Genomic DNA, 20,711 nt, shown 5'->3' with positions numbered 1-20,711 from the left:
TTATGAATGATTATTTTATCCTAGAAGATAATGTGCGAAATACATTTATGAGTGTTGTTTGGGCACATAAAATTCAAGAAAAACAGGCGGATATTTTAAGCAATAAGTATAAACGATATGAAGTTGCAAGAATAATCTGCTCTTCACTCACATCAGCAGGATTAATATCATTAATTTTTGTAGATGAGTTTTGGGTTAAACTGGGATCAGCATTACTATCTTTTTTAAGTGCATTTATAAGTATGTTTTTTAAATCCTTTGAATTACAAAACAATATACAAAATCATAAAAAAACAGCTGTAGAATTACTTATTTTAAGAGATAAATTTAAGGTACTGCTGATAGAAATTATGCATGCAAATAATAATATTGAAGAACTATTAATAAAATATACAGATTTGCAAAACTTGCTTTGGGATGTTTATAAAAACGCTCCAAACACTACTGATAAAGCTGTAAAAATGGCACATGAAGCTTTGAATGTTAAAAAAGATAATAATTTTACAGAAGATAAGATTGATATCAATTTACCGAAAAGTTTACAAAGGGGGAGGTTGAAAAATGATGAGAGTAAGAAAATATGACAATGTTATTCCTAAAGATGTAAGAGATGTTATTTCTTATAGATATAAAAGAATAACTAGAGCCATTAATAGAGAATTTTGGAAAACTGAAAGTGAATTTAATAATAGTATCTTTGTTGGTTCATATGGTCGTAATACAGCAATAAGTACGAGTGATATTGATATATTAGTCAAGCTACCTGAAAAAGAGTTTGATAGGTTTGATAGTTTAAGTGGGAATTCACAATCAAGATTATTACAGGCTGTTAGAAATGCAATAAAAGATAGTTATCCTAATAGCGAAATTAGAGCAGACGGTCAAATTGTTAAAGTACTTTTTAGTGATGGAATTAAATTTGAAGTTCTACCTGCGTTTAAAAATTGGAATGATAATTATATTTATCCAGATACTAACATGGGAGGGAATTGGCTATCTACAAATCCGAAAGCGGAACAAAGTGCAATAAAAGAAAAGAATAATTCCAGTAATGGATTGTTAATAGCTACTTGCAGGCATATGAGATTTATAAGAGATAACTATTTTAAGAGTTATAAGTTATCTGGAATAGTTATTGACAGTTTTGTTTATCATGCTATGGGTGATTGGAAATTTGTTAATTCAGGTGAAAGTTCTTCTGAACCAGGTACTTATGAAAGAGTTTTGCTAGACTATTTCAACAAGAACAAATATTATTGGAGAATTATTAAAATTAAAGCTCCAGGTAGTTGTGATGAAGTTGATTGTGAACATAGTGTAGATTGTTTAGAAAAAATTCTTAATTTCATGGTGAATTAATAATGAATAATGAAATTAAGAATATAGAATTTTTAGAAAAAATTCTTTTGAATGCTTTGGAAAGCCAGCGAGAAGATGAGTTTTTTGATTTCAAACTTAAGTGGCATGAAAATATAGAAGATTTAATCAAAGATATAATATGTTTTACAAATACAGTACATGATAAGGATTCGTATATTTTCTTTGGAATTAGTGATGAGTTTAAGGTTATAGGCATTAAACCCGAGGAAAGAAGAAAGCAGGCAGAAATTGTAGATACAATGTCAAAATTATATTTTTCTTGTGCTGAGAGACCTATATTTTCGGTAAAAACAATTAATATAGAAGATAAAATAGTAGATGTATTAGTAATAAAAAATATAAATAATACTCCTTTATTTCTTGATAAGCCATATGGAAAAATGAAGTCTGGATGTATATATTCACGAGAATTAGACCGAAATACTCCTAACAATGGAAATTCAACATTTTCACAGATAGAGAGACTTTGGAAGAAAAGGTTCGGATTTAATAAAACAAAAAAAGAAATTTTTTTTGATTTACTTGTAAATAAAATGGATTGGTCTTACATTGAACCAGAATATTACAACTCATATTTTCCTGAATTTAGAATTAAGATAGAAGATGGTTACGAGAATTTTAGTAACGCTGATGCTTTTTACTCTTATGCTGTGATTAATGAATCAACTTCCTTTTCGGATATAAAACTTCAATACAAGGGAGAAGTGATTGATCTCTATCAAGGAGTTACCTTAGATTCAGGGAGACTTTTTATTCCAACTCCTGAGTGGGGATTTATTTCTAATAGAACTCAATATTACAAAGATAATATAGTATATAGGTACTATTTAAAGGATAGTTTTAGATATAGGTTATTACAATTTCTGTATGATAGAAGTAACGAAGAGGCTAATTATGCTTTTAATAGATTTAAAGAAGTTATACTATTTTTTGAAAATAGTGAAGAAAGAGAAATATTTGAATCTTATATTCTCGCCAATTTAAATGAATTAGAAAATCTGAAGAATAATTCGAAAGATTTTGATTATATGTCTGATGATGACTTGAAAATGAAGGATTATAAAGAAAAATTAAAATATGGTCTTAACCTTAATATTTTATTAAATAAATTTAGAAAAACAAGTTAATTTTCTCATACCTGACAAACCACATCTCCATGCGGTAAAATATAGTTAAGAAAGATAGGAGGTGTATAGAATGATACCAGCTATAATTTTAGTAACATTATTATTCATTGGATTTTACAAGTTATTAGCATTATCTTCGCTTAAAATAACAGCATTTGCAGTTGATTTTTTGCTTATCTTTATATACACAACTACCTTTATGCATAGTGCAGTATCTGTGAAAATTTCAAGTGGTTATGTTGTTTATTTCTGGGATATAGTATTTGGAATTTTAGCAATGGGAATATACGGGTTCTTAATTTTATTGATACACCGACTTCTTCCAATTGTTAGTAAAGGACTAAATTACTTTATTACATTTATAGGTGTTTCTGTTACTATAAGACTTGCTACAAGTTTTGCAACATCAATTATAAATATCTTTAATTCAAATTTTAAACCTACAAATCACATACAGTTACTTAACAATGTAACGGCAGATAAAGTAGTGTATATTCTTATAGCAATACTAATTGCTATTCCAGTTTGGAATGTCAGAATGGAAAAACTAAATAGCTAAAATCAAAGACTTGGAGTTATAGTTCCAAGTCTTTATTAATATACTTATCATAGTTATTTTTTAATAATTGTAATTTGTAATTCAAATCATTTATAGAAGAATACTCAGCATATAAAGTATTCTTTTTTTCTTGTAGTACTTCAAGTTCTTTACATAATGTTTCTGTATCTGGCATTTTATCATAATTGTTTTTAAGAAGTTTTAAAGCATTTTTATATTCTTTAATTTCATTTGAGTAGTCATTTTTAAAAATAGGATTTTTTACATCTTTTTTATAAGCATCATAAATTTTTTTATATTGATATACTTTATGACTAGCTTCTACAATTTTATCGAGTTGAGTGAGTTCCTTGTCAATAATTTTCATTTCATCAAGTAAATTTTGTCTTTTCTCAAAATTATTTTTAATGTATTCATCAAGCTCTTTTTTACTATTAATACCAAGTTTTCTTAATGAAATGATAGAATCAGCCATTGTAGAAAGATTGTGTTTTGTTACCCAAATTTCATAACCTTTACTATTTTTAGCTTTTGAATTATTTTTAATATCAATAATTTTTCCAATAGATTTTTTAGTAGCTTTAATTTGCTTTTTAATTTTTGTTTTATTTGTATTAAGTATTCTTTCTTTTATTTTTTCTTCAGTATAATCTTCACCTATTGTCTTAGAACGAGTGTATCTTTCTTTATCTTTATACTTAAAAGCAATATGTTTTCCGTATTTTATTTCGTAGCCTTTTTCTTTCATTAGTTCTAAAAAGTTATTCCAAGTACTTGATTTAATAATTGAGTTATCAATATCAAATTGTAATTTTGATTTCCAAGAAGTTCCTTTTTTATTTTCTAAATATTGTTTATATGATTGTCCTTTAGCTCTTAGTTTTTTATATTTTTCATAAAACTCATCAATAATGATTAGGTTGTTTTCTTTGCACAATTCATCACTAATCGCTCTTATAGTATGGTAAGTTCTTTTATTACTTTGATAACATTTTCCAGTTTTAAAACCAACATTATTAAATATAATATGATTATGAATATGTCCACGATCAATGTGAGTAGTAAGAATATATTCATAGTTATCTTTTAGTAATTTATTACATAATTCTTTTCCAATTTTGTGTGCAAGTTCAGGACTAACTTCATCAGGAAGAAAAGATTGAATTAAATGTCTTGCTAGTACAGTTCCTTTTGTTTCATAAAAATTTCTAGTATTTTGAAATTGAATATAAGCAGTATCTTCATGACAATTAAAGGTCGATACAAGTATTTTGTCATCTGTTTTATTTTCGTTTGTAATGTATTTAATAGCAAGATTAAGTGTTGATTTTATAGGATGAATTTTAGTAATTGCCATAGTTATTCCTCAACATTTATCTTGTTTGTATTTTGTAAATAAGAGAGAATATCCAACACATTTTTAGAAGTCTTACTAATCATTTGTTTCATATCTTCTATATCAGTTTTATAAATCACACCATAAGTATTTGTGTATTTTGCAATCTGATTAATATTGTTTGTTGCATTAGAAAGTAGGTGCTGAATTTTGTAAAAAGGTTCTAAGTCGATAACGATTATTTCTTTTTCTAAGATTGATTTTCTGATAAAAGAAGCCATAGATGAGCATTTTGATAATCGTCTTTTTTCTTCAAAAAGTTCTTTTTCTTTATCTGTAAGACAGATTTTTAACTGAATTTTTCTAGTTCTATTTGCCATTTGTTTTCTCCTTTCAAAAAATATAGGGGTCTTAGGGTTCTCCCTAAAAGTAAAATTGATAACAAAAAAAGCAGAGCCTTAAAAGGTCTGCTTTATCAATTTTTTTCGTAAGTGGGTACACACTTACTGTGCTTGCTACAATATAATACAAGCTAAAAGCCATTAATTCTATAAAAGTATTATAGCATAAATCAAAAAATAAATCTTTTCTAAAGAATATGTTTAAATGTAATAAAATTTCGTTTTAATGTAGACATTTCACTAATTGTATGAGGAAGTATTGTAAAATTATAGTATAGAAAATAGTTAGGAGTATAACAACAATTCTCGCTAATTCCATACTAAATAATTAAAGTTTATCTGAGAAATTATTTCTTGGCGTTTTATTTTATGACCTATAATACCGTTGTTTAGTTTGCTTAGCAATAATTACTAAATATCTTATGACTAAAGGGAATCGGTCTTTAAGAAGAATTATTGTGTTTATCAGGGTTCGATTTTATTTAATCGCTCCCTTTTTTTGTTTTTTAGAAGTCTACTTCTGACAAGGAAGGGGGCTTTTATTGAATGAAATATTTTTTGATGCTTAAAGCTAAACTAACTATTCGATGTAGAAGCCCTCCTTTATTTCTTTTCAAAACAAGAGAAGAAATGGAGGAAAATTAAAATGAAAGACAAAAAAGAATATTACCTAAAAGTCAATGGTAAAAGAATTCCTGTAACAAGAAAAGTATATCTTGAGCATTGCAAAGAATTAAATAGAGAAAATTATTTAAAAAGGTTAGATAGAAAAAATAATTTATTGTATTTTTCTGAATTTGATAAAGAAAATGATAATTTTATAGATCATATAAAAGATAAGTCTGTTGATGTGGAAAAAATAGTTGAAGCCAAGATGAGAATAGAAGATTTATATAAGGCAATTTCCAAATTAAATGAGGAAGAAAGAAAAATAATTGATGCTATTTATTTTGATGAGAAATCAATGCGAGATTTAGCAAAGGAAAATAAAACGAATGTTATGAAAATCAGTAGAAAACATAAAAGTATATTAAATAAGATACGAAAATGGTTAGCTGATTAATTATTTCTTAAAGTGGTTATAAAAAAATAACCACTTTTTTAAATTTTTTTCAAAAAAAGTGTTACACTAGCCTCAAAAATTCACTTATACATATAGAGGGATAAAACTATTCTTCTAAAAATATTTAAATAGTTCATTGACAACTGAATAGACCAAAGTAGGACTTTATCTATTTATAGAGAATTAGGACTTACGCAATGACCTTTCTGCTTAAGGGTTTAAATGAATACTTGTATCTGTCTTATACAAAGGATAAAAGAAAGTGAGCGATAAATAGGAATACCTAAACATATAGTGTGGAAACTGTATGCAATGAAATAAATAGTGATAATGATACTTCAATACGTTGAGCTTCCTGTCGAGAAAAAGGGAGTGGTGAGATGCCAATGTAGCAACCAATGCACCTACTAATGTCAAAAAACTTAAATCTTATAAAGGAGATTTATTATGAAAAGTAAAAATAAATTATCAAAAGAAAAAGAAGAAAAAACTAAAGAAGAAAAAATTAGAGATAAAGTAAAAGTAAGTTTTTCTAACGGTAATAAATTAAGTCTAGAGGATATCATTGAAAATTATTTATGTGCAGCTTGTATTAAAATTTAATCAGATGACCTGACATAAATTATAGGGTGCGGTAAAATATTAGATGTAGAAGCACTTCCTTAATAGACTTTTACCACAAGATATTAAGGAGGTAATAAAAATGAGCAAATTAGCTTGTATGTATCTCAGACTTTCAAAAGAAGATGGAGATACAAATGAAAGTAATTCAATATCTAGTCAAAGACAGATTATTGAATTATTTGCAAAAAATAATGGTATTAATATTGTAGCCGAATATATAGATGATGGTTATACTGGATCTAATTTTAATCGTCCTGATTTTATTAGAATGATAGAAGATTTAAACAATAAAAAATTTAATATCATTATTGTAAAAGACTTATCACGATTTGGTAGAGATTATATTGAAAGTGGCAAATATCTACAAAAAATATTTCCTGAAAAAAGAGTTCGTTTTATATCGGTAAATGACAACTATGATAGTGAAAATGCTGATGTCAGTGATACACATCTAATTTTACCAATCCGAAATTTTATCAACGATAGTTATTGTCGTGATATTTCAATGAAAGTGAAATCTTCAAAAGAAATCAAAAGAAAGAATGGAGAATTTATTTCCTCATTTGCTCCTTTTGGTTACAAAAAAGATGACAATGATAAACACAAATTGATAATCGATAAAAATGTATCTCATATAGTTGAGAGAATTTTTGATATGAAAATTGAAGGGTATTCTTCAAAAGCTATTGCTGATTTCTTAAATAGTATTGGAGAAGTAACACCTGGTAAGTATAAAGAAAATACTTATATGAACTGTAATGGATTTTCTATAAAAAATGGAAAATGGGATGCGAAAATGATAAATCGTATTTTAGAAAATAAGGTTTATATAGGAATACTTGAACAAGGGAAAACAACAAAACTCAATTATAAATCTACTAGAATTGTAGATGTATCTAAAGATGACTGGATTGTGATTAAAGATAGCCATGAACCTATTATTAATAAAAGTATTTTTGAACTTGCTAATAAGATGATGTTAAGAGATTTGAATACCTCAAAACAAAAACCAAGTTTGCTTGCAGGTATGCTTTATTGCAAAGATTGTGGTTCATCTATGGTTAGGAGAAAAATAAAAAAAGCAAGTGGAGAAGACATATTTTATATTTGTTCAGAGAATAATAGAACGGGAAATTGTTCAAGACATAGCATAAAAGAAACAGAAATACTAGAAGCACTTGAATATGTATTAACAAATCATATAAAAGTTTATCAAATATTACTTGATAAAATTAAAAACATTGATTTTACTAAATTAGAAGTTAAAGTTGATGTTGCAAGTCTTGAGAAAGAAAAATCTAAATATGAAAAACTAAGACAATCTTTATATCTTGATCTTGAAGATGAACTTATCTCTAGCGAAGAATTTGAAAGATATCGTAAGAATTATCTATTAAAAATAAGAGAGATAGAAAGTCAAATTTCAAAGAAAAAAGAGATTGTAGAAGTCTTAAAAGAAAACATTTCAAAACTGTCTACGGATAATTATAAACAAGTGCAAGAAATTGATAGATTAACGCTTGTATCTTTTGTAGATAAAATTTTTATTGAAGAAGATAATCGTATTGATGTCGTTTTAAATAACTATGAAGAAGTAGAATTATTAAAACAAATTTCAGAGTCAGTAGATGTATCTGAACCAGAAACAAAAAAGAAAAATAGAATAATGAATTTTAGAAAAGCTCTACACGATTCACTTGTTGAAAGTAGACATGTATCTGTAGGAGGTGCGTAAAATGGGTAGAACATCAAAAAGACACCTTCAAACAGAAGTACTACAAGAAGCAAAATCAAGATTTAGAGCTGGTATTTATACAAGGCTTTCCAATGAAAGAAGTGAGGAATGGAGAAGTAAATCTTATTCTATTGAAACACAGACTATTGCTTGTAGGGAATATGCTTTAAAAGAAAATATCGATATTTTAGAAGTTTATACTGACTATGAATATAGTGGCACAAATTTTGAAAGACCATCGTTTATTAGAATGATGGATGATATCAAAAATAGAAGAATAAATTGTATCATCATAAGAGATTTATCAAGACTTGGGCGTGAATATTTAGAAATGGGTAGATTGATTGATAAAGTATTTCCATTTTTAGGAGTTAGGTTTATTTCTGTAAATGATAAGTTAGATACTTTAAATAACACAGATTCTAAGAAGTCATTTGAGATAACTTTAAAGAATATTATCAATGATTTGTATGCAAAAGACATTTCTGTAAAGATAAAATCTTCAAAAATAAATCGTGCGAAGAATGGATATTTTATTGGCTCTGTTCCACCTTATGGCTATAAGGTTGTTAAATTAAAAGAAGGACAGAAACTAGAATTAGATAAAAATACTTGTGGGATTGCTAGAGAGATGTTTGACCTAACTCTAAGTGGTTTATCCCAATTTGAAGTTGCTAAAATCTTTAATACCAAAGGGTATACAACGCCTATGGTTTATTATAAAACTGGAAGATTAAAAAGACTTCCAGATGATCCTGAATGGAGTAAGAGTAGCATTTCAAAGATATTAACTAAGCCTACTTATACTGGAAAATTAGTTCAAGGAGTTAAACAACAAAATCTTGCTAAAGGAATAAAACAACATTTTACAAATAAAGATGAATATATTGTTTTTGAAAATGCTCATGAACCTATCATAACGGAAGAAGAATATCAAAAAATATTAGAAGCTAGAAAAGAAAGAAAATATCTTAGCTATTTTTCTAGGAAGAAACATGATTTTGATAGAGATCCTGAAAATAGATTTAAAGGTAAGATTTATAGTTTCTATTCAGGAAAAGAACTTTATAGAAGAATGGTCATTTATGGTAAGAATAAAGATAAGTTTCATTATATCTTTAGAAACGAAAGATCTACTGGAAAGTTAAATGAAGAACCTAATATTCACATTGTTGAAAAAGTAATTGATGATAAACTAACTGAATTAGTTAGAGAATTTATAAGTAAAGATACTTGTCAGTCTAGTTTAGTAAATAAAGTCAATTCACGATACAAAAAATCTTTTGACTTATTAAATACAGAAGTTTTAAAGCTAACTAAAAAACTTGAAAGAGAAGAGATTGACCTTGAAAAATCATATGAAAAATATAAAGAAAGTAAACTGAGTTTAGAAAAATATCGATTAAAACGAGAAATATTCATTAATCACAGACAAAATTATCAAGCAGAGTTAGTAAAATTAGAAAATAAAAAGAATTTTCTAGAGATGGAACTTAAAAAAGCATTATTATGGATTGAAAACTTATATACTGCAAATAAAAGTGATAGATTATCTAGAGAATTAATAGAAGCTCTTGTTGATAAAATTATTGTAAAAAACAAAACTGAATTTGAAATAGTCTTTACCTTTTCAGTTCATTATTTAACTGGGGGTAATTATCATGAATAAAATTGCTCTTTACATGCGAATATCCATTGAGGAATTTGGGGACAGGCTAGAAAGTGAAAGTATTTCTAGTCAAAGACTTTTAATTACAGATTTTATTCTAAAAGATAGTGAGTTAAGAACATATGAAAAGATAGAATATATTGATGATGGGTATTCAGGAACTAATATAAATAGACCCAGTTTTACAAATCTAATGGAAAATGTGAAACTAGGAAAGATTAATTGCATTATCGTAAAAGACTTATCAAGATTTCTAAGAGATTATATTTTAATTGGTGATTATTTAGAAAATATATTTCCGTTTTTAAATGTACGCTTCATTTCAATTAATGATGGATATGATAGTTTTAAAGAAAAAGGAAATGGAACAGATTTAGATATTCAGTTTAAAAGTTTACTATATGATTTCTACTCAAAAGATGTTTCAGATAAAGTTAAAACATCTATGAGAATACAAAAGAAACAAGGTAAGTATTTGGGTTGGAGTCCGCCTTATGGATATATGAAAGATCCAAATGATAAATATAGAATTATTATTGATGAAGTAGTCGCTCCAGTAGTTAGAGAAATTTTTAAATTATATTTAGATGGATTATCTATTAGAAAAATTACCAAATTAATGAATGAAAAAGACTACATCATGCCAAGTGTTAGGAAAAAACAAATTACAAATATGGATTATTCTTATAATATACTTGACTATATGAATACAAAACCATCTTGGACTAATGGGACTGTTACCGATATTTTGATGAATGAAAACTATACTGGAACTTATGTATTTAATATGCAACCAAAATTAGAAGTAGGAGGAACTAAAGCAAGATCTCTTCCGAAAGAAGAATGGGAAAGAGTACCAAATAATCATGAACCTATTGTATCTTATGAAGTTTTTAATAAAGTTAGTGAACTTAAAAATAAAAATAGTTTTCTTAGAGGGAAGAATTCAGATTATGAATGGTATAAAAAATCGCCTTTACAATCATTTGTTAGATGTAAAAATTGTGGTCATATCTTAAATTGTCAGGTTACAAGTAGGAAGAAAAAAGATGGGAGTATTTATATTGTAACTTACTTTAGATGTCGCATTTGCCCACAAAGAGGAGAATCTCAAAACAGTGTTAGAGCAGATAAGATTGAAAGAAATATATTTAATTTATTAAAAGAACGATATAACATTGAATCAAGTAATACACAAAAACAAGAGTACGAAGCAAAATTTATTGCTGAAGATATTAAAAAGATAGAAGCTAAAAAAGATATATCTTATGAAAAATACAAATTGGGTAAAATATCTAGAGAAAAATTTATTGATACAAAAAACTTACTTGATAGTGAAATAGCTACTCTAAAAACTAAATTAAAAGTGTTATCTGAAAAAGAAATTAAGGAAATTAAGATTGATAAATTAACTAGAGATGTAGTTGAAAAACATATTGAGAGTATATATGTATATGATAAAGAAATTGTAGAAGTTAAATATAGGAACTAAGACCTTTGAGAGTGAGAAATCACTCTCTTTTTGATTTTTATTAGACATAATTTTTGATGACATTAATTTATGAAGAATTATATGTAATAAAAAGTGGCATACCCTTGACATCAGAGGGTTCTGGCACAACGGGGCATGCAGTAATGCAACTAAATAAAGAAGACGGAGGAAATCGTAAATATATTCTTTGCACCAATAATGAAAATAATATTTGCGAGGAAGTAACCTACCAAAGATTAAAAAATATTCAAGAAGACTTACCCCATAACTTAAAATACTTTAAAACAGAATTTATTTCTAAATATGAAAGTGATGAAGATGAAAAAACCATCTCTGAAAAAATGCTAGAACATATTAAAGAACTAATTGAACTTGAACATCATATTGAAATAGACAATAAAAAATATATTATTTTAGATGATGAAGATAAACTTGATGAAATAGTTAATACTATAAAAGAATATGGAAAACTATTTATTAGCTCGGGTATCTTCCTATCAAGAAGCCATCAAAGAATACTAGACGAAAAAAAGATAAGCATAACAGAAATTCCAGAATATTACTACAGAAGTGAACTTAAGGAGGTTGGCGAAATATGATTGGATTAAAACTTAAAGATTTTCAAGCATAAATTAAGTTCTAAGAAAAGAGATCGAAGAAACAGGAAATTCTATTATAACATCTAAGAATGCTATTGATTTTAGAAAGTTAATAGCTGATGTAGCTAAGTCCAAAGAAGCTGAGGACGAGGATAACAAATAATAATTAAAATAAACTAAATATAAACCAACGAAAGACAAGTAGAAAAGACTGCTTGTCTTTTTCTTTTTAAAGAGGAGGTAAAAATGAGAATAAATGATTATGAACATCTATTAAAAAAAATGTTAGAGGAAAATCTAAAAGATAGCGAAAGATATGTTGCATTACTTAAAGTTATTGGAAATAACTCGAAATATGATTTTAATAGTCAAGTCAGTATAGCCTATCACAATAAAGAGGCAACAGCTTGTGGAGAATATGATTTTTGGCAAAAAACATTTAATCGTGTTGTGAAAAGAGGGCAAAAAGGTATTCCGACTTTAAGGCAATTTGGCGAATATAAAAAGGTTGTTTATGTTTTTGATGTTTCTCAAACTGTTTCAAAAGATAGAAATGTTAATGAAATAAATCTTTGGAAGATGAATGCTGATTTAAGGAATGACACATTAGATAATATTTTAAAAAAAGCATACATGAATATAGATGAACACGATACGAGTATTTCAAAACTAAAGGAGGTCATTAAACAGTTTATTAATGCAAATTATTCAGTAATTGCTAATGAAATGAAAATAGAAGCCTTTAAACAGAATGATTTTAGGAACTTTTTGGAAGAAAGTTTATTAATATCTGTATCTGAAAGATTAGGTATAAATCATGTTCCTAAAGTTGAACTATTAAAAAATCATTTACAAGATTTTGATGAGATATCTTTTCAAAATTTAGGAGCATATTTAAGCACAATAAATAAAAATATCATAACAACCGTAATAGAAGCAGAAAAAGAAATTTTCAGATTAAATGAGCAGACAAAAGAGGCTGATAAGCAGTACAATATAAAAAACAAGGAATTAAATATTGAAAATCATACACAGATTAAAGGAGGAATAGAAGATGATGGACTTCGATCAAGCATTGGAGATGAACTTAATGGAGAAGAAAGAAAATTCATTTCAAGAGATGCCAACAACAGAGGAAATCTTAGAGAAGATAGTAGAATTGACAAGGCAAGAACTTTACAAACAAGCACCGATGAGTTTCTTTACTAAGGAGAGATTGAACTTTTTGATGAACTCACAAGAAGAGAAACATCAAATCATGTTACAACAGATGTATCAAGAGAAAACATTGTTGAAACATCTTATAGAAATTCAGACACAAGCAGAAAACTTTATGGAGAAAATGAAACCAGAGATGATGAAAAATATGGGGATAACAGAAGAGTTGAAAGTCAAAGATCAAATGCAGTGGGTCAAGTGTCAGCGCCAGGACAAATTGAAGCTGGTAAATTAAGAGAATTTATTAACGTGCTAGAATAAGAAAAAACAAGCCTTGATTAAAAATTTTTTCAAGGTTTATTTTTTATTGCAACGACTTATTTTTAAGTTAAAAATCTATAATACTAATTTTTTAGTTAGTTAAATAAAATTTAAGGATTAAAAACAGGAAACTAGCTAAAGATTAATAACTATATAAGAAATAAAGCTACTAAAAATTAATTTAGTAGCTTTTATTATATTAAAATTTTCTTATTATTTAGTTTTGATAAAATTAGCCCTAAATATTTTTTAAAATTTAAATTTCTTATCTAAATTTAGATTAAAAATTTATTATTCTAAATCTAATATCCAGTCTGTTAGCTTGTAGGCTTCTTTTGGTCCCATAGAATCTTGGTCGTAAGTGTATAATTTAGCACCAGAAGAGTGATATTTTTCTAAAATATCGTTAATATAATTCCAAGAAGCGACTATTTGATCCCATTGTGAAAATAGCATTCTGTCATTAACAAGGCAGGCGTACAATAATCTTTCATAGGCTTCAGGAGTATTCAAACGATTTTCTAAGATACAACTTTGGCAAAAATCCATAGAAACTTCCTGCAAGTCATTGGCTGTTCCTGGTTTTTTAGCGTTAAATTTCAAATAAATACCCTCTGTTGGTTGTATTTTTATAATCAACATATTTTGAGGAGCGTCATTTTCTGCCTTAAATTTAATTACAACTTGACTTTCTCTAGTTGCTAATTTTTTTCCTGTTCTTATAAAGAAGGGAACTTTTTGCCAGCGTTCATTATCAATTTCTACTTTTAAAGCAACATAAGTTTCCGTTTTTGAATCTGGTGCAATGTTACTTTCTTCTAAGTATCCGTCATATTGCCCCATAACTAAATTATCTTCAATATTAGTAATAGGTTTTAATGATTTTAATAATTCTAGTTGCTCCTTGTACATACTTGTACCTGTCGGTTTTTCCATGGCCACTATTGACAATACTTGTAGTAGGTGGTTTTGGATCATATCTTTCATAGCCCCACTCTTATCGTAGTAACCAGCACGAGTTCCGACTCCGACACTTTCTGCTGCTGTTATTTGGACACTTTCTATAAAATCTTTATTCCAAATTCCCTTGAATATAGCATTGTTAAAACGTACAGATAAAATATTTTGTATCATTTCTTTGCCGAGATAGTGGTCTATATGATAAATTTCATCTTGTCCAAAAAATTCTGCTAATTTATTATTTAGTTTAGAAGCATTTTCTAAGTTTGCTCCAAAAGGTTTTTCTATAATTACTTTAGCCTTGTTTTTACTGCAATATTTTTTTAATCCGTTAGTAACTGTCAAAAACATTTCAGGAGCTACTGCATAGTAGTATATATGTTCTTTAATTTCTTTATCAATATAAAATTCTTGTAACCTAGCATATTCATCTTCATTAGAAATATCTATTTTAAAATAAGTAATTCTTTGTGCAAACTCATTAAAAACTTTTTCAACATATTTTTTTCTCGAATGTTCCTTCATCCAACCACGAGCTATTTCTATATAGTCCTCTGTTGTGTAATCACGACGCCCCAGTCCGATAATTTTAAAATCTTCGTCTAGTTGATCAAGAACATGGAGATTATACATGGCTGGTAGAAGTTTACGATATGTTAAATCGCCACTGCCACCAAAAATTGTTATTGCCTTATTTTGCATTGTTTCCAACCCAATCATAGTGGAATGAACCAGCCTTGTCTGTTCTTTCAAATGTGTGAGCACCGAAATAATCTCTTTGGGCTTGGATTAGGTTAGCACCACTATTGGCAGTAGTGTAAACATCAAGATATGTTAAAGCACTACTTAGTGATGTTACAGGTAATGAGTTTTGAATTGCTAATATTACTACTTCTCTTAAACTAGCTTGATTATTTTTAATAGTTTCTTTAAAGAATGGGTCTAGGATTAAATTTTCTAATTTTGGATTGGCTTCATAGGCCTCTATAATATTTTGTAATAATTTTGCTTGGATAATACAGCCACCACGGAATATTTTAGCGATTTGTGAATAATCAAATGACCAATTATATTCTTTTTCGGCAGCCTGTAATAATTTAAAACCTTGTGCATAAGAAATTATTTTTGCTACAAATAAAGATTCTTTTACAATTTTTACTAAATTAGAAGGGTCTTTTACTACTTCATAAGCTTTACGGTTAAATATTTTTTCTGCATTAACTCTTTCATCTTTAAAGCTAGACATGTAGCGAGCATTTAGTGAGCTAGAAATTACAGAAATATCTATTCCCAAATCAACTGCCTGTTCTGTTGTCCATTTTCCAGTTCCTTTTTGTCCAGACTTGTCAAGGATTTTATCAACTAAAAATTCTTCTGATTCGGAGTCTTTCACCTTGAAAATATTTGCCGTGATTTCTATTAGGTAAGATTCTAGCTCTTCACTGTTCCATTTTTCAAAAATTTCTTGTAATTCTTGATTAGTAAATCCTCCTAAGTGTTTTAATATCATATAGGCTTCAGAGATAAGTTGCATATCGCCGTATTCAATTCCGTTATGAACCATTTTTACATAATGACCAGCACCGCCAGTAGAAGTATAACTACAACAAGCTACATTATTCACCTTAGCAGATATAGCTTCTAAAATTGCTTTTATTTCTTCATAGGCTTTTTCATTTCCACCTGGCATCATGGCAGGACCACGTCTAGCTCCCTCTTCACCACCTGATATACCTACACCGAAGAAGTGAATATTTTTTTCTGATAGGTATTCATATCTTCTTTGTGTATCTTTGAAAAATGAATTACCACCATCAATAATAATATCTCCATCTTCTACATATTCTAACAACTGTTCAATCACTGCATCAACAGCAAAGCCAGCCTTAACCATGATAATAAATTTACGTGGTTTTGCCAAACTCTTAACTAATTCTTCTAATGTTTTTTTTCCTTCTATATTTCTATGCGGAAATTTTTCAATCATTTCTTCCATAACAGAAGTTGTACGATTAAAAACTGCTACCTTGTATCCATTATCTGCTATATTAAGGGCTAGATTACTACCCATAACAGACAAACCGATTACTGCTATATTATTCATTGTTCCCTCCAAATTTATAATAATACGATTATACCACTAATACAAAATAATTAAAAATGAAATACTACTAAAATATAGGAGATTATCTAGGAAAGAAATTAAAAAAATTATTTGATAAAAAGATTTTGAAATAGGAGACTACTTAAGATGATTTTATAAATAATATAATGGTTTTATTTAATGAGGAAATGAAATTTAAAAAATACAAAGACTTACCGAGTAGGATTAATTTTTTAGTTCAAGACAGATTTGCTTTTGCAAGTGCTAATATTAACCTTGTAAAAATTATTATTCAAGAAGTGCAAACTTTAAGCCTAATTCGTAAAAAATTATTGCTAAGTTTCCAGCCAGTTTTACCAGAATTTATAAATATAATACAAGCTGTTTTAAAAAAAGACGATAGGGTAAATAAAGAACTTAGAGAAGATGTAATATTAAGAATTATCATCGCTCCTATCTTTACCTAGATTTTCCAAAGATATTTTTTTAGGAATTGCTAGACAAAAGGAGGAAAATGATTTAAAAATGATTGAATTACAAATTATGAAATTACTATATGAATAGAGATTGCTAACAACCTCTTTTTATTTTAGAAATAATTTAATTTTATTATAAAGTTTAAATTTATTTTTAAATTCTATTTTCTATTGATGAAGCTAATAAAAAAATTTATTAATTATTAAAGATTTTGTAATTAAAAATCATAATAAAATAAGTTTATTAATAAAAATTATTAGCTATTGTTATAGAGAAAATTTAGAAATTATTATAGCTATTATTCCATACAAAATATATTTTGCTATCTGATATTCCTAAAATAATATTTTTGTTAATATCTAGTCAGTTCAACAAAAAACACTGGGGATTTTCCAGTGTTTTTATTTTTACAGATTTATAATTTTCTAAAAATTTATTTATTTTCTATAGTTAGGGTAAAGGAACTACCTTTTCCAAATTCACTTTGCACACTTATTTGACCATTTAATTGACTTGCTAATTCTTGGGCTGTATAAAGCCCTAAACCATATCCTCCCGTATTCATATTTCTTGAAGATTCTACCCTATAAAGTAGGTTGAAAATTTTTTGCAAGTCGTCTTTCTTAATACCTTGTCCCTCATCTTTAACACTAATATTTAATTTCTTATCATCTAATTTAGCCTGTATCTTCAAGGCTGAACCACTTGGTGAATATTTTAGGGCGTTGCTTACAAGATTAACTAAGATACGCAAGATTTTGTCATAATCGCTAAAAATTTTAGCTGAAGTTGGTTCTACTTTAATATCAACTTGTCTATTTTCCTTATCTAATTTTAATTGAAATTCTGATAGGGTATCAATAAGTAGTTTATCAATAAAAATTACTTGTAGAGGTTTTTCTTTATTGTTTATTTTATTTAGTGTAACTTCATTTAAGGCTTCAACCAATTTATTTAATCTGTCAGTTTGTCTTCTGATTGTTTTTAGATAGTATTCTTGTTCATCTTTTAATATTATACCGTCTAGCATTCCCTCGATAGTAGCTTGAATAGAAGTGATAGGTGTTTTTATGTCATGAGATAATTGAGCAATCATGATATTTTTTTCCTTTTCACTATCTTCTAGGGATTGAAAACTTTCTTCTAACTTGCGTGTCATATCGTTTAAAGTTTTAGCAAATTCTTGAAATTCAATAGGATTTTTTATATTTTCAATAGTTTCAAAATTATTTTTTGATATACCCTCTATATGATTTGTTAAATATTCTAGCGATTTGAATACTTTTTTAATAAGTAGTCTACTAACTAAGGCACCTATTAAGCTGGCTGATATAGTTGTTAAGACTATAAAAATTTCTCCTTCTTCAGGGATAAGCATTCTGTTTATTGCCCAAATTAAGGCCAAGATAGTAATTATTGTAGATGTTAAGTAACCTATCAAAATATAATATTTTAATTTCATTATTTATACTTGCACCTCCAATTTGTAACCAAGACCCCAAACAGTTTTTATTGTTGGTGTTTTCTCTGTTGAATGTTTAGATATTGCACTACGTAAACCATGAATATGAACATTTAGGGTGTTTGTGTCGTCAATATATTCTTCATTCCAAATATTGTCATAAAGTTCTGTTTTTGAAAAAACTTTTTTTGGATTGCTAATAAAAATCCAAAGCAGGTCAAATTCTTTATTTGTTAAAGAAAGTTCTTTTTCTTCAATAAAGGCTTGTCTTGTTCTGCTATTTATTTTTAAATCTCCAATTTGTAAGTAGTCCTTATTTTTCTTTGTTTCTTTATTGCCATTGATACGGCGTAATATGTTATTTACTCGTAAGACTAGCTCACGCGGGCTAAAAGGCTTGCTTATAAAATCATCTGCACCTATGCTAAGTGAATAAATTTTATCCATATCAGAAGTTTTTGCTGTGATGAATAAAAATGGTTGGTCTGGTGAAATTTTTTGCACTTGACTTATTAGGTCATAGCCGTCCATAAGAGGCATCATTATATCTGTAATAATTAATGAAATTTCTTCTTTTTTAAAAATTTCTAAGGCTTCAAGACCGTTGTTGGCAATTTTTACTGTGTATCCTTCTTGAGTTAGATAACGACGGTTTATTTCTTTTATTTCAATTTCATCATCTACTAATAATATTGTTTTATTCATCCTACCCCTCCTTTATGAAAAATAGTGCTATACTTATGCAAGTATAACACTATTTTAGAAAGTCCTTCAAGTTAAGCTACTTAATTTTAAAAAATTATATTTGCTTATTTTTTAATTACTACATTTTAATTTTAAATTTTTTGTGTAAACCTAGTCCAGCTAATATAGTTAGTATAAAACTAACAATACCTAATGAATTAGAAGTTGTAGAACCTGTTTTTGTAAGTTTTTTATCCATTTTATCTGGCATTTTCATTTCATCTTGCATTGTCATTTTGTCAGACATAACCATTCCGTCTTTCATTTTCATTTCTTCTGACATTGACATTTCACCTTGTATATTCATTTTTTCAAGCATCTTCATATTTACTTTTAATGTAACTTTTCTGCTTGCAATTACATTTGTTTCGTCAGCTTTTCCATTTTTGTTGCCAAAAACTTCTACTGTTGCAGTGTATGAATTTATACCAGCAGCCTTAAGTGCTTCTAATAATTCTTTACCAGTCTTACCAGCTGCAACTCCGTCAAGTGATACTTTGTAGAAGTATTGACCGTTCGTTAATGTACTTAGAGGCAAGATTGGAGCATTCATATCTACACCATTATCAGACCAAGGAGCATCTTTAGCAGCCATAAGAAGTAGGCGAGTAAGCATTCCATCGCCACCAAATGCTTCAAATGGAATAGTATTATTTACACCAGCAAGGAAAGGACCCATAGCTTCTGAATCTGCATTTTCAACATAATAAGTAGGTACTTCTGTTTCTTCATTTATATTTTCTTCAACTGCTTTTATAACATCACTAGTAGGAGTTAGCCCATTAATAGTTACTTTAATTGTTCTGCTAGCAATAACATTACTTTCATCTGCTTTATCACCAATTTTTCCGAAAACATTGACATCCGCATTATAAGTTCGAGTTCCATTGTCTTTAAGCTTGTTTAACAACTCTTTACCAACCTTACCATCAGTTCCTTCAAGAGAAACTGTATAGAAGTATTCCATATCTTTTAAGTTTTCTAGGGGTGCTATTGCGTCATTCATATCTGCACCATTATCAGACCAAGCCACATCTTTAGATTTTTCAAGTAATAATCGAGTAAGCATTCCATCGCCACCAAATGCTTCAAATGGAATAACATTGTTTACACCAGCAAGGAAAGGACCTGTTCCATCTTCTTTTGCCTTTTCAAGGTAAGAGGCAGGAACTTCAGTTTCTGCTTTTATATTTTTCTCAACTGCCATTTTAATATCTTCTTTAGTAGCCTCTTTCATATTGGGTTGATTTTCATTCATAGGCATGGCTACTTCGCTGTTTGCAACTGGCATATTTTCCATCTGTGCAAGAGCATTATTTCCTCCTGCAAATAGTAAAAAGGCACTAGCTATTAAAACAGAAGCTACTCCTGCTTTAAATTTTCTAATTGAAAATATATTTAATTGTTTTTTATTTAACATAATTAATCTCCTTATATTTTATGATAGACTAAGTATAACAGATATTTATTAAGTAGTTTTTAGCTAATTCTTAAATATTT

General features: G+C 27.8%; 20 protein-coding genes. 13 read left to right on the top strand and 7 right to left on the bottom strand.

Annotated features, from left to right (window positions below):
- The first annotated feature begins 2 nt into the window (after positions 1–2).
- The 4 genes from KMP11_RS06620 (at position 3) to KMP11_RS06605 (ending at position 3,066) form a co-directional block, all read left to right on the top strand.
- Positions 3–584, top strand: coding sequence for an SLATT domain-containing protein (locus tag KMP11_RS06620; RefSeq protein WP_215756805.1), 582 nt, complete (start codon positions 3–5; stop codon positions 582–584).
- Entirely contained in the window at positions 562–1,359 is a 798-nt protein-coding gene (locus KMP11_RS06615) for an SMODS domain-containing nucleotidyltransferase (protein WP_215756804.1), read from the top strand. The genes KMP11_RS06620 and KMP11_RS06615 overlap by 23 nt, the downstream gene beginning before the upstream one ends.
- 2 nt (positions 1,360–1,361) lie before the next feature.
- A complete protein-coding gene (locus tag KMP11_RS06610; RefSeq protein ID WP_215756803.1) occupies positions 1,362–2,507 on the top strand; it encodes an ATP-binding protein in 1,146 nt (381 codons plus the stop codon).
- A gap of 70 nt (positions 2,508–2,577) precedes the next feature.
- A complete protein-coding gene (locus KMP11_RS06605; RefSeq protein ID WP_215756802.1) occupies positions 2,578–3,066 on the top strand; it encodes a hypothetical protein in 489 nt (162 codons plus the stop codon).
- Positions 3,067–3,082: 16 nt separating this feature from the next.
- On the opposite strand, the gene KMP11_RS06600 is transcribed toward KMP11_RS06605, so the two are convergent.
- Together KMP11_RS06600 and mobC are read right to left on the bottom strand one after the other, a co-directional pair.
- Complete coding sequence (locus KMP11_RS06600; protein WP_215756801.1) at positions 3,083–4,423, bottom strand: relaxase/mobilization nuclease domain-containing protein; 1,341 nt, start codon at positions 4,421–4,423, stop codon at positions 3,083–3,085.
- A gap of 2 nt (positions 4,424–4,425) precedes the next feature.
- Positions 4,426–4,782: a plasmid mobilization protein gene (gene mobC, locus KMP11_RS06595; protein WP_215756800.1), complete on the bottom strand. Its 357-nt coding sequence runs from the start codon at positions 4,780–4,782 to the stop codon at positions 4,426–4,428.
- A gap of 667 nt (positions 4,783–5,449) precedes the next feature.
- Between mobC and KMP11_RS06590 the strand changes: the two genes are divergently transcribed.
- The 8 genes from KMP11_RS06590 to KMP11_RS06555 all read left to right on the top strand — a co-directional run bounded on the left by KMP11_RS06590 (position 5,450) and on the right by KMP11_RS06555 (position 13,438).
- Positions 5,450–5,866, top strand: coding sequence for a sigma factor-like helix-turn-helix DNA-binding protein (locus KMP11_RS06590; RefSeq protein WP_215756799.1), 417 nt, complete (start codon positions 5,450–5,452; stop codon positions 5,864–5,866).
- A 447-nt stretch (positions 5,867–6,313) separates the two neighbouring features.
- Positions 6,314–6,469 carry a hypothetical protein gene (locus KMP11_RS06585; protein WP_215756798.1) on the top strand — a complete coding sequence of 52 codons (156 nt, stop codon included), beginning with the start codon at positions 6,314–6,316 and terminating at the stop codon, positions 6,467–6,469.
- A gap of 100 nt (positions 6,470–6,569) precedes the next feature.
- Entirely contained in the window at positions 6,570–8,225 is a 1,656-nt protein-coding gene (locus KMP11_RS06580; RefSeq protein WP_215756797.1) for a recombinase family protein, read from the top strand.
- Between the two features lies 1 nt (position 8,226).
- Positions 8,227–9,894, top strand: a complete 1,668-nt coding sequence (locus tag KMP11_RS06575) for a recombinase family protein (protein WP_215756796.1) — start codon at positions 8,227–8,229, stop codon at positions 9,892–9,894.
- Complete coding sequence (locus KMP11_RS06570; RefSeq protein WP_215756795.1) at positions 9,887–11,386, top strand: recombinase family protein; 1,500 nt, start codon at positions 9,887–9,889, stop codon at positions 11,384–11,386. The genes KMP11_RS06575 and KMP11_RS06570 overlap by 8 nt, the downstream gene beginning before the upstream one ends.
- 56 nt (positions 11,387–11,442) lie before the next feature.
- Complete coding sequence (locus KMP11_RS06565) at positions 11,443–11,985, top strand: hypothetical protein (RefSeq protein ID WP_216279790.1); 543 nt, start codon at positions 11,443–11,445, stop codon at positions 11,983–11,985.
- 246 nt (positions 11,986–12,231) lie between these two features.
- Positions 12,232–13,194, top strand: coding sequence for a hypothetical protein (locus tag KMP11_RS06560; RefSeq protein WP_216279789.1), 963 nt, complete (start codon positions 12,232–12,234; stop codon positions 13,192–13,194).
- Positions 13,195–13,213: 19 nt separating this feature from the next.
- Entirely contained in the window at positions 13,214–13,438 is a 225-nt protein-coding gene (locus KMP11_RS06555; RefSeq protein WP_371741339.1) for a TnpV protein, read from the top strand.
- A gap of 317 nt (positions 13,439–13,755) precedes the next feature.
- On the opposite strand, the gene zwf is transcribed toward KMP11_RS06555, so the two are convergent.
- Together zwf and gndA are read right to left on the bottom strand one after the other, a co-directional pair.
- A complete protein-coding gene (gene zwf, locus KMP11_RS06550) occupies positions 13,756–15,177 on the bottom strand; it encodes a glucose-6-phosphate dehydrogenase (RefSeq protein WP_253195954.1) in 1,422 nt (473 codons plus the stop codon).
- Positions 15,116–16,528, bottom strand: a complete 1,413-nt coding sequence (gndA, locus tag KMP11_RS06545) for an NADP-dependent phosphogluconate dehydrogenase (RefSeq protein WP_216279787.1) — start codon at positions 16,526–16,528, stop codon at positions 15,116–15,118. The genes zwf and gndA overlap by 62 nt, the downstream gene beginning before the upstream one ends.
- A 167-nt stretch (positions 16,529–16,695) precedes the next feature.
- On the opposite strand from gndA, the gene KMP11_RS06540 reads away from it, so the two are divergent.
- Complete coding sequence (locus KMP11_RS06540; protein WP_216279786.1) at positions 16,696–16,995, top strand: hypothetical protein; 300 nt, start codon at positions 16,696–16,698, stop codon at positions 16,993–16,995.
- Positions 16,996–17,438: 443 nt separating this feature from the next.
- Here the strand turns inward: KMP11_RS06540 and KMP11_RS06535 are convergent, their stop codons facing one another.
- From KMP11_RS06535 to KMP11_RS06525, 3 genes are all read right to left on the bottom strand, one after another.
- Complete coding sequence (locus KMP11_RS06535) at positions 17,439–18,467, bottom strand: sensor histidine kinase (RefSeq protein ID WP_215756990.1); 1,029 nt, start codon at positions 18,465–18,467, stop codon at positions 17,439–17,441.
- A gap of 3 nt (positions 18,468–18,470) precedes the next feature.
- Positions 18,471–19,172, bottom strand: coding sequence for a response regulator transcription factor (locus KMP11_RS06530; RefSeq protein ID WP_215756989.1), 702 nt, complete (start codon positions 19,170–19,172; stop codon positions 18,471–18,473).
- Between the two features lie 118 nt (positions 19,173–19,290).
- The gene (locus tag KMP11_RS06525; protein WP_216279785.1) at positions 19,291–20,631 is read right to left on the bottom strand and encodes an SSURE domain-containing protein; all 1,341 of its coding nucleotides are present in this window, start codon (positions 20,629–20,631) and stop codon (positions 19,291–19,293) included.
- Positions 20,632–20,711 lie beyond the last annotated feature (80 nt).

It is taken from the genome of Gemella sp. zg-570, from assembly GCF_018866345.1.
Taxonomy (GTDB): Bacteria; Bacillota; Bacilli; order Staphylococcales; family Gemellaceae; genus Gemelliphila.
Note: the sequence above shows the minus strand (reverse complement) of the source record. Positions and strands in the feature narration are given on the sequence as shown.

What these genes read in the sequence shown, in the direction of transcription:
- KMP11_RS06615 (WP_215756804.1), top strand. Translation starts at nt 562, where the DNA reads ATGATGAGAGTAAGAAAATATGACAATGTTATTCCTAAAGATGTAAGA.
- KMP11_RS06540 (WP_216279786.1), top strand. Translation starts at nt 16,696, where the DNA reads ATGGTTTTATTTAATGAGGAAATGAAATTTAAAAAATACAAAGACTTA.
- KMP11_RS06575 (WP_215756796.1), top strand. Translation starts at nt 8,227, where the DNA reads ATGGGTAGAACATCAAAAAGACACCTTCAAACAGAAGTACTACAAGAA.
- mobC (WP_215756800.1), bottom strand. Translation starts at nt 4,782, where the DNA reads ATGGCAAATAGAACTAGAAAAATTCAGTTAAAAATCTGTCTTACAGAT.
- KMP11_RS06565 (WP_216279790.1), top strand. Translation starts at nt 11,443, where the DNA reads ATGACATTAATTTATGAAGAATTATATGTAATAAAAAGTGGCATACCC.
- KMP11_RS06555 (WP_371741339.1), top strand. Translation starts at nt 13,214, where the DNA reads ATGAACTCACAAGAAGAGAAACATCAAATCATGTTACAACAGATGTAT.
- KMP11_RS06590 (WP_215756799.1), top strand. Translation starts at nt 5,450, where the DNA reads ATGAAAGACAAAAAAGAATATTACCTAAAAGTCAATGGTAAAAGAATT.
- KMP11_RS06560 (WP_216279789.1), top strand. Translation starts at nt 12,232, where the DNA reads ATGAGAATAAATGATTATGAACATCTATTAAAAAAAATGTTAGAGGAA.
- KMP11_RS06605 (WP_215756802.1), top strand. Translation starts at nt 2,578, where the DNA reads ATGATACCAGCTATAATTTTAGTAACATTATTATTCATTGGATTTTAC.
- KMP11_RS06600 (WP_215756801.1), bottom strand. Translation starts at nt 4,423, where the DNA reads ATGGCAATTACTAAAATTCATCCTATAAAATCAACACTTAATCTTGCT.
- KMP11_RS06620 (WP_215756805.1), top strand. Translation starts at nt 3, where the DNA reads ATGAATGATTATTTTATCCTAGAAGATAATGTGCGAAATACATTTATG.
- KMP11_RS06570 (WP_215756795.1), top strand. Translation starts at nt 9,887, where the DNA reads ATGAATAAAATTGCTCTTTACATGCGAATATCCATTGAGGAATTTGGG.
- KMP11_RS06525 (WP_216279785.1), bottom strand. Translation starts at nt 20,631, where the DNA reads ATGTTAAATAAAAAACAATTAAATATATTTTCAATTAGAAAATTTAAA.
- KMP11_RS06535 (WP_215756990.1), bottom strand. Translation starts at nt 18,467, where the DNA reads ATGAAATTAAAATATTATATTTTGATAGGTTACTTAACATCTACAATA.
- KMP11_RS06580 (WP_215756797.1), top strand. Translation starts at nt 6,570, where the DNA reads ATGAGCAAATTAGCTTGTATGTATCTCAGACTTTCAAAAGAAGATGGA.
- KMP11_RS06610 (WP_215756803.1), top strand. Translation starts at nt 1,362, where the DNA reads ATGAATAATGAAATTAAGAATATAGAATTTTTAGAAAAAATTCTTTTG.
- gndA (WP_216279787.1), bottom strand. Translation starts at nt 16,528, where the DNA reads ATGAATAATATAGCAGTAATCGGTTTGTCTGTTATGGGTAGTAATCTA.
- KMP11_RS06585 (WP_215756798.1), top strand. Translation starts at nt 6,314, where the DNA reads ATGAAAAGTAAAAATAAATTATCAAAAGAAAAAGAAGAAAAAACTAAA.
- KMP11_RS06530 (WP_215756989.1), bottom strand. Translation starts at nt 19,172, where the DNA reads ATGAATAAAACAATATTATTAGTAGATGATGAAATTGAAATAAAAGAA.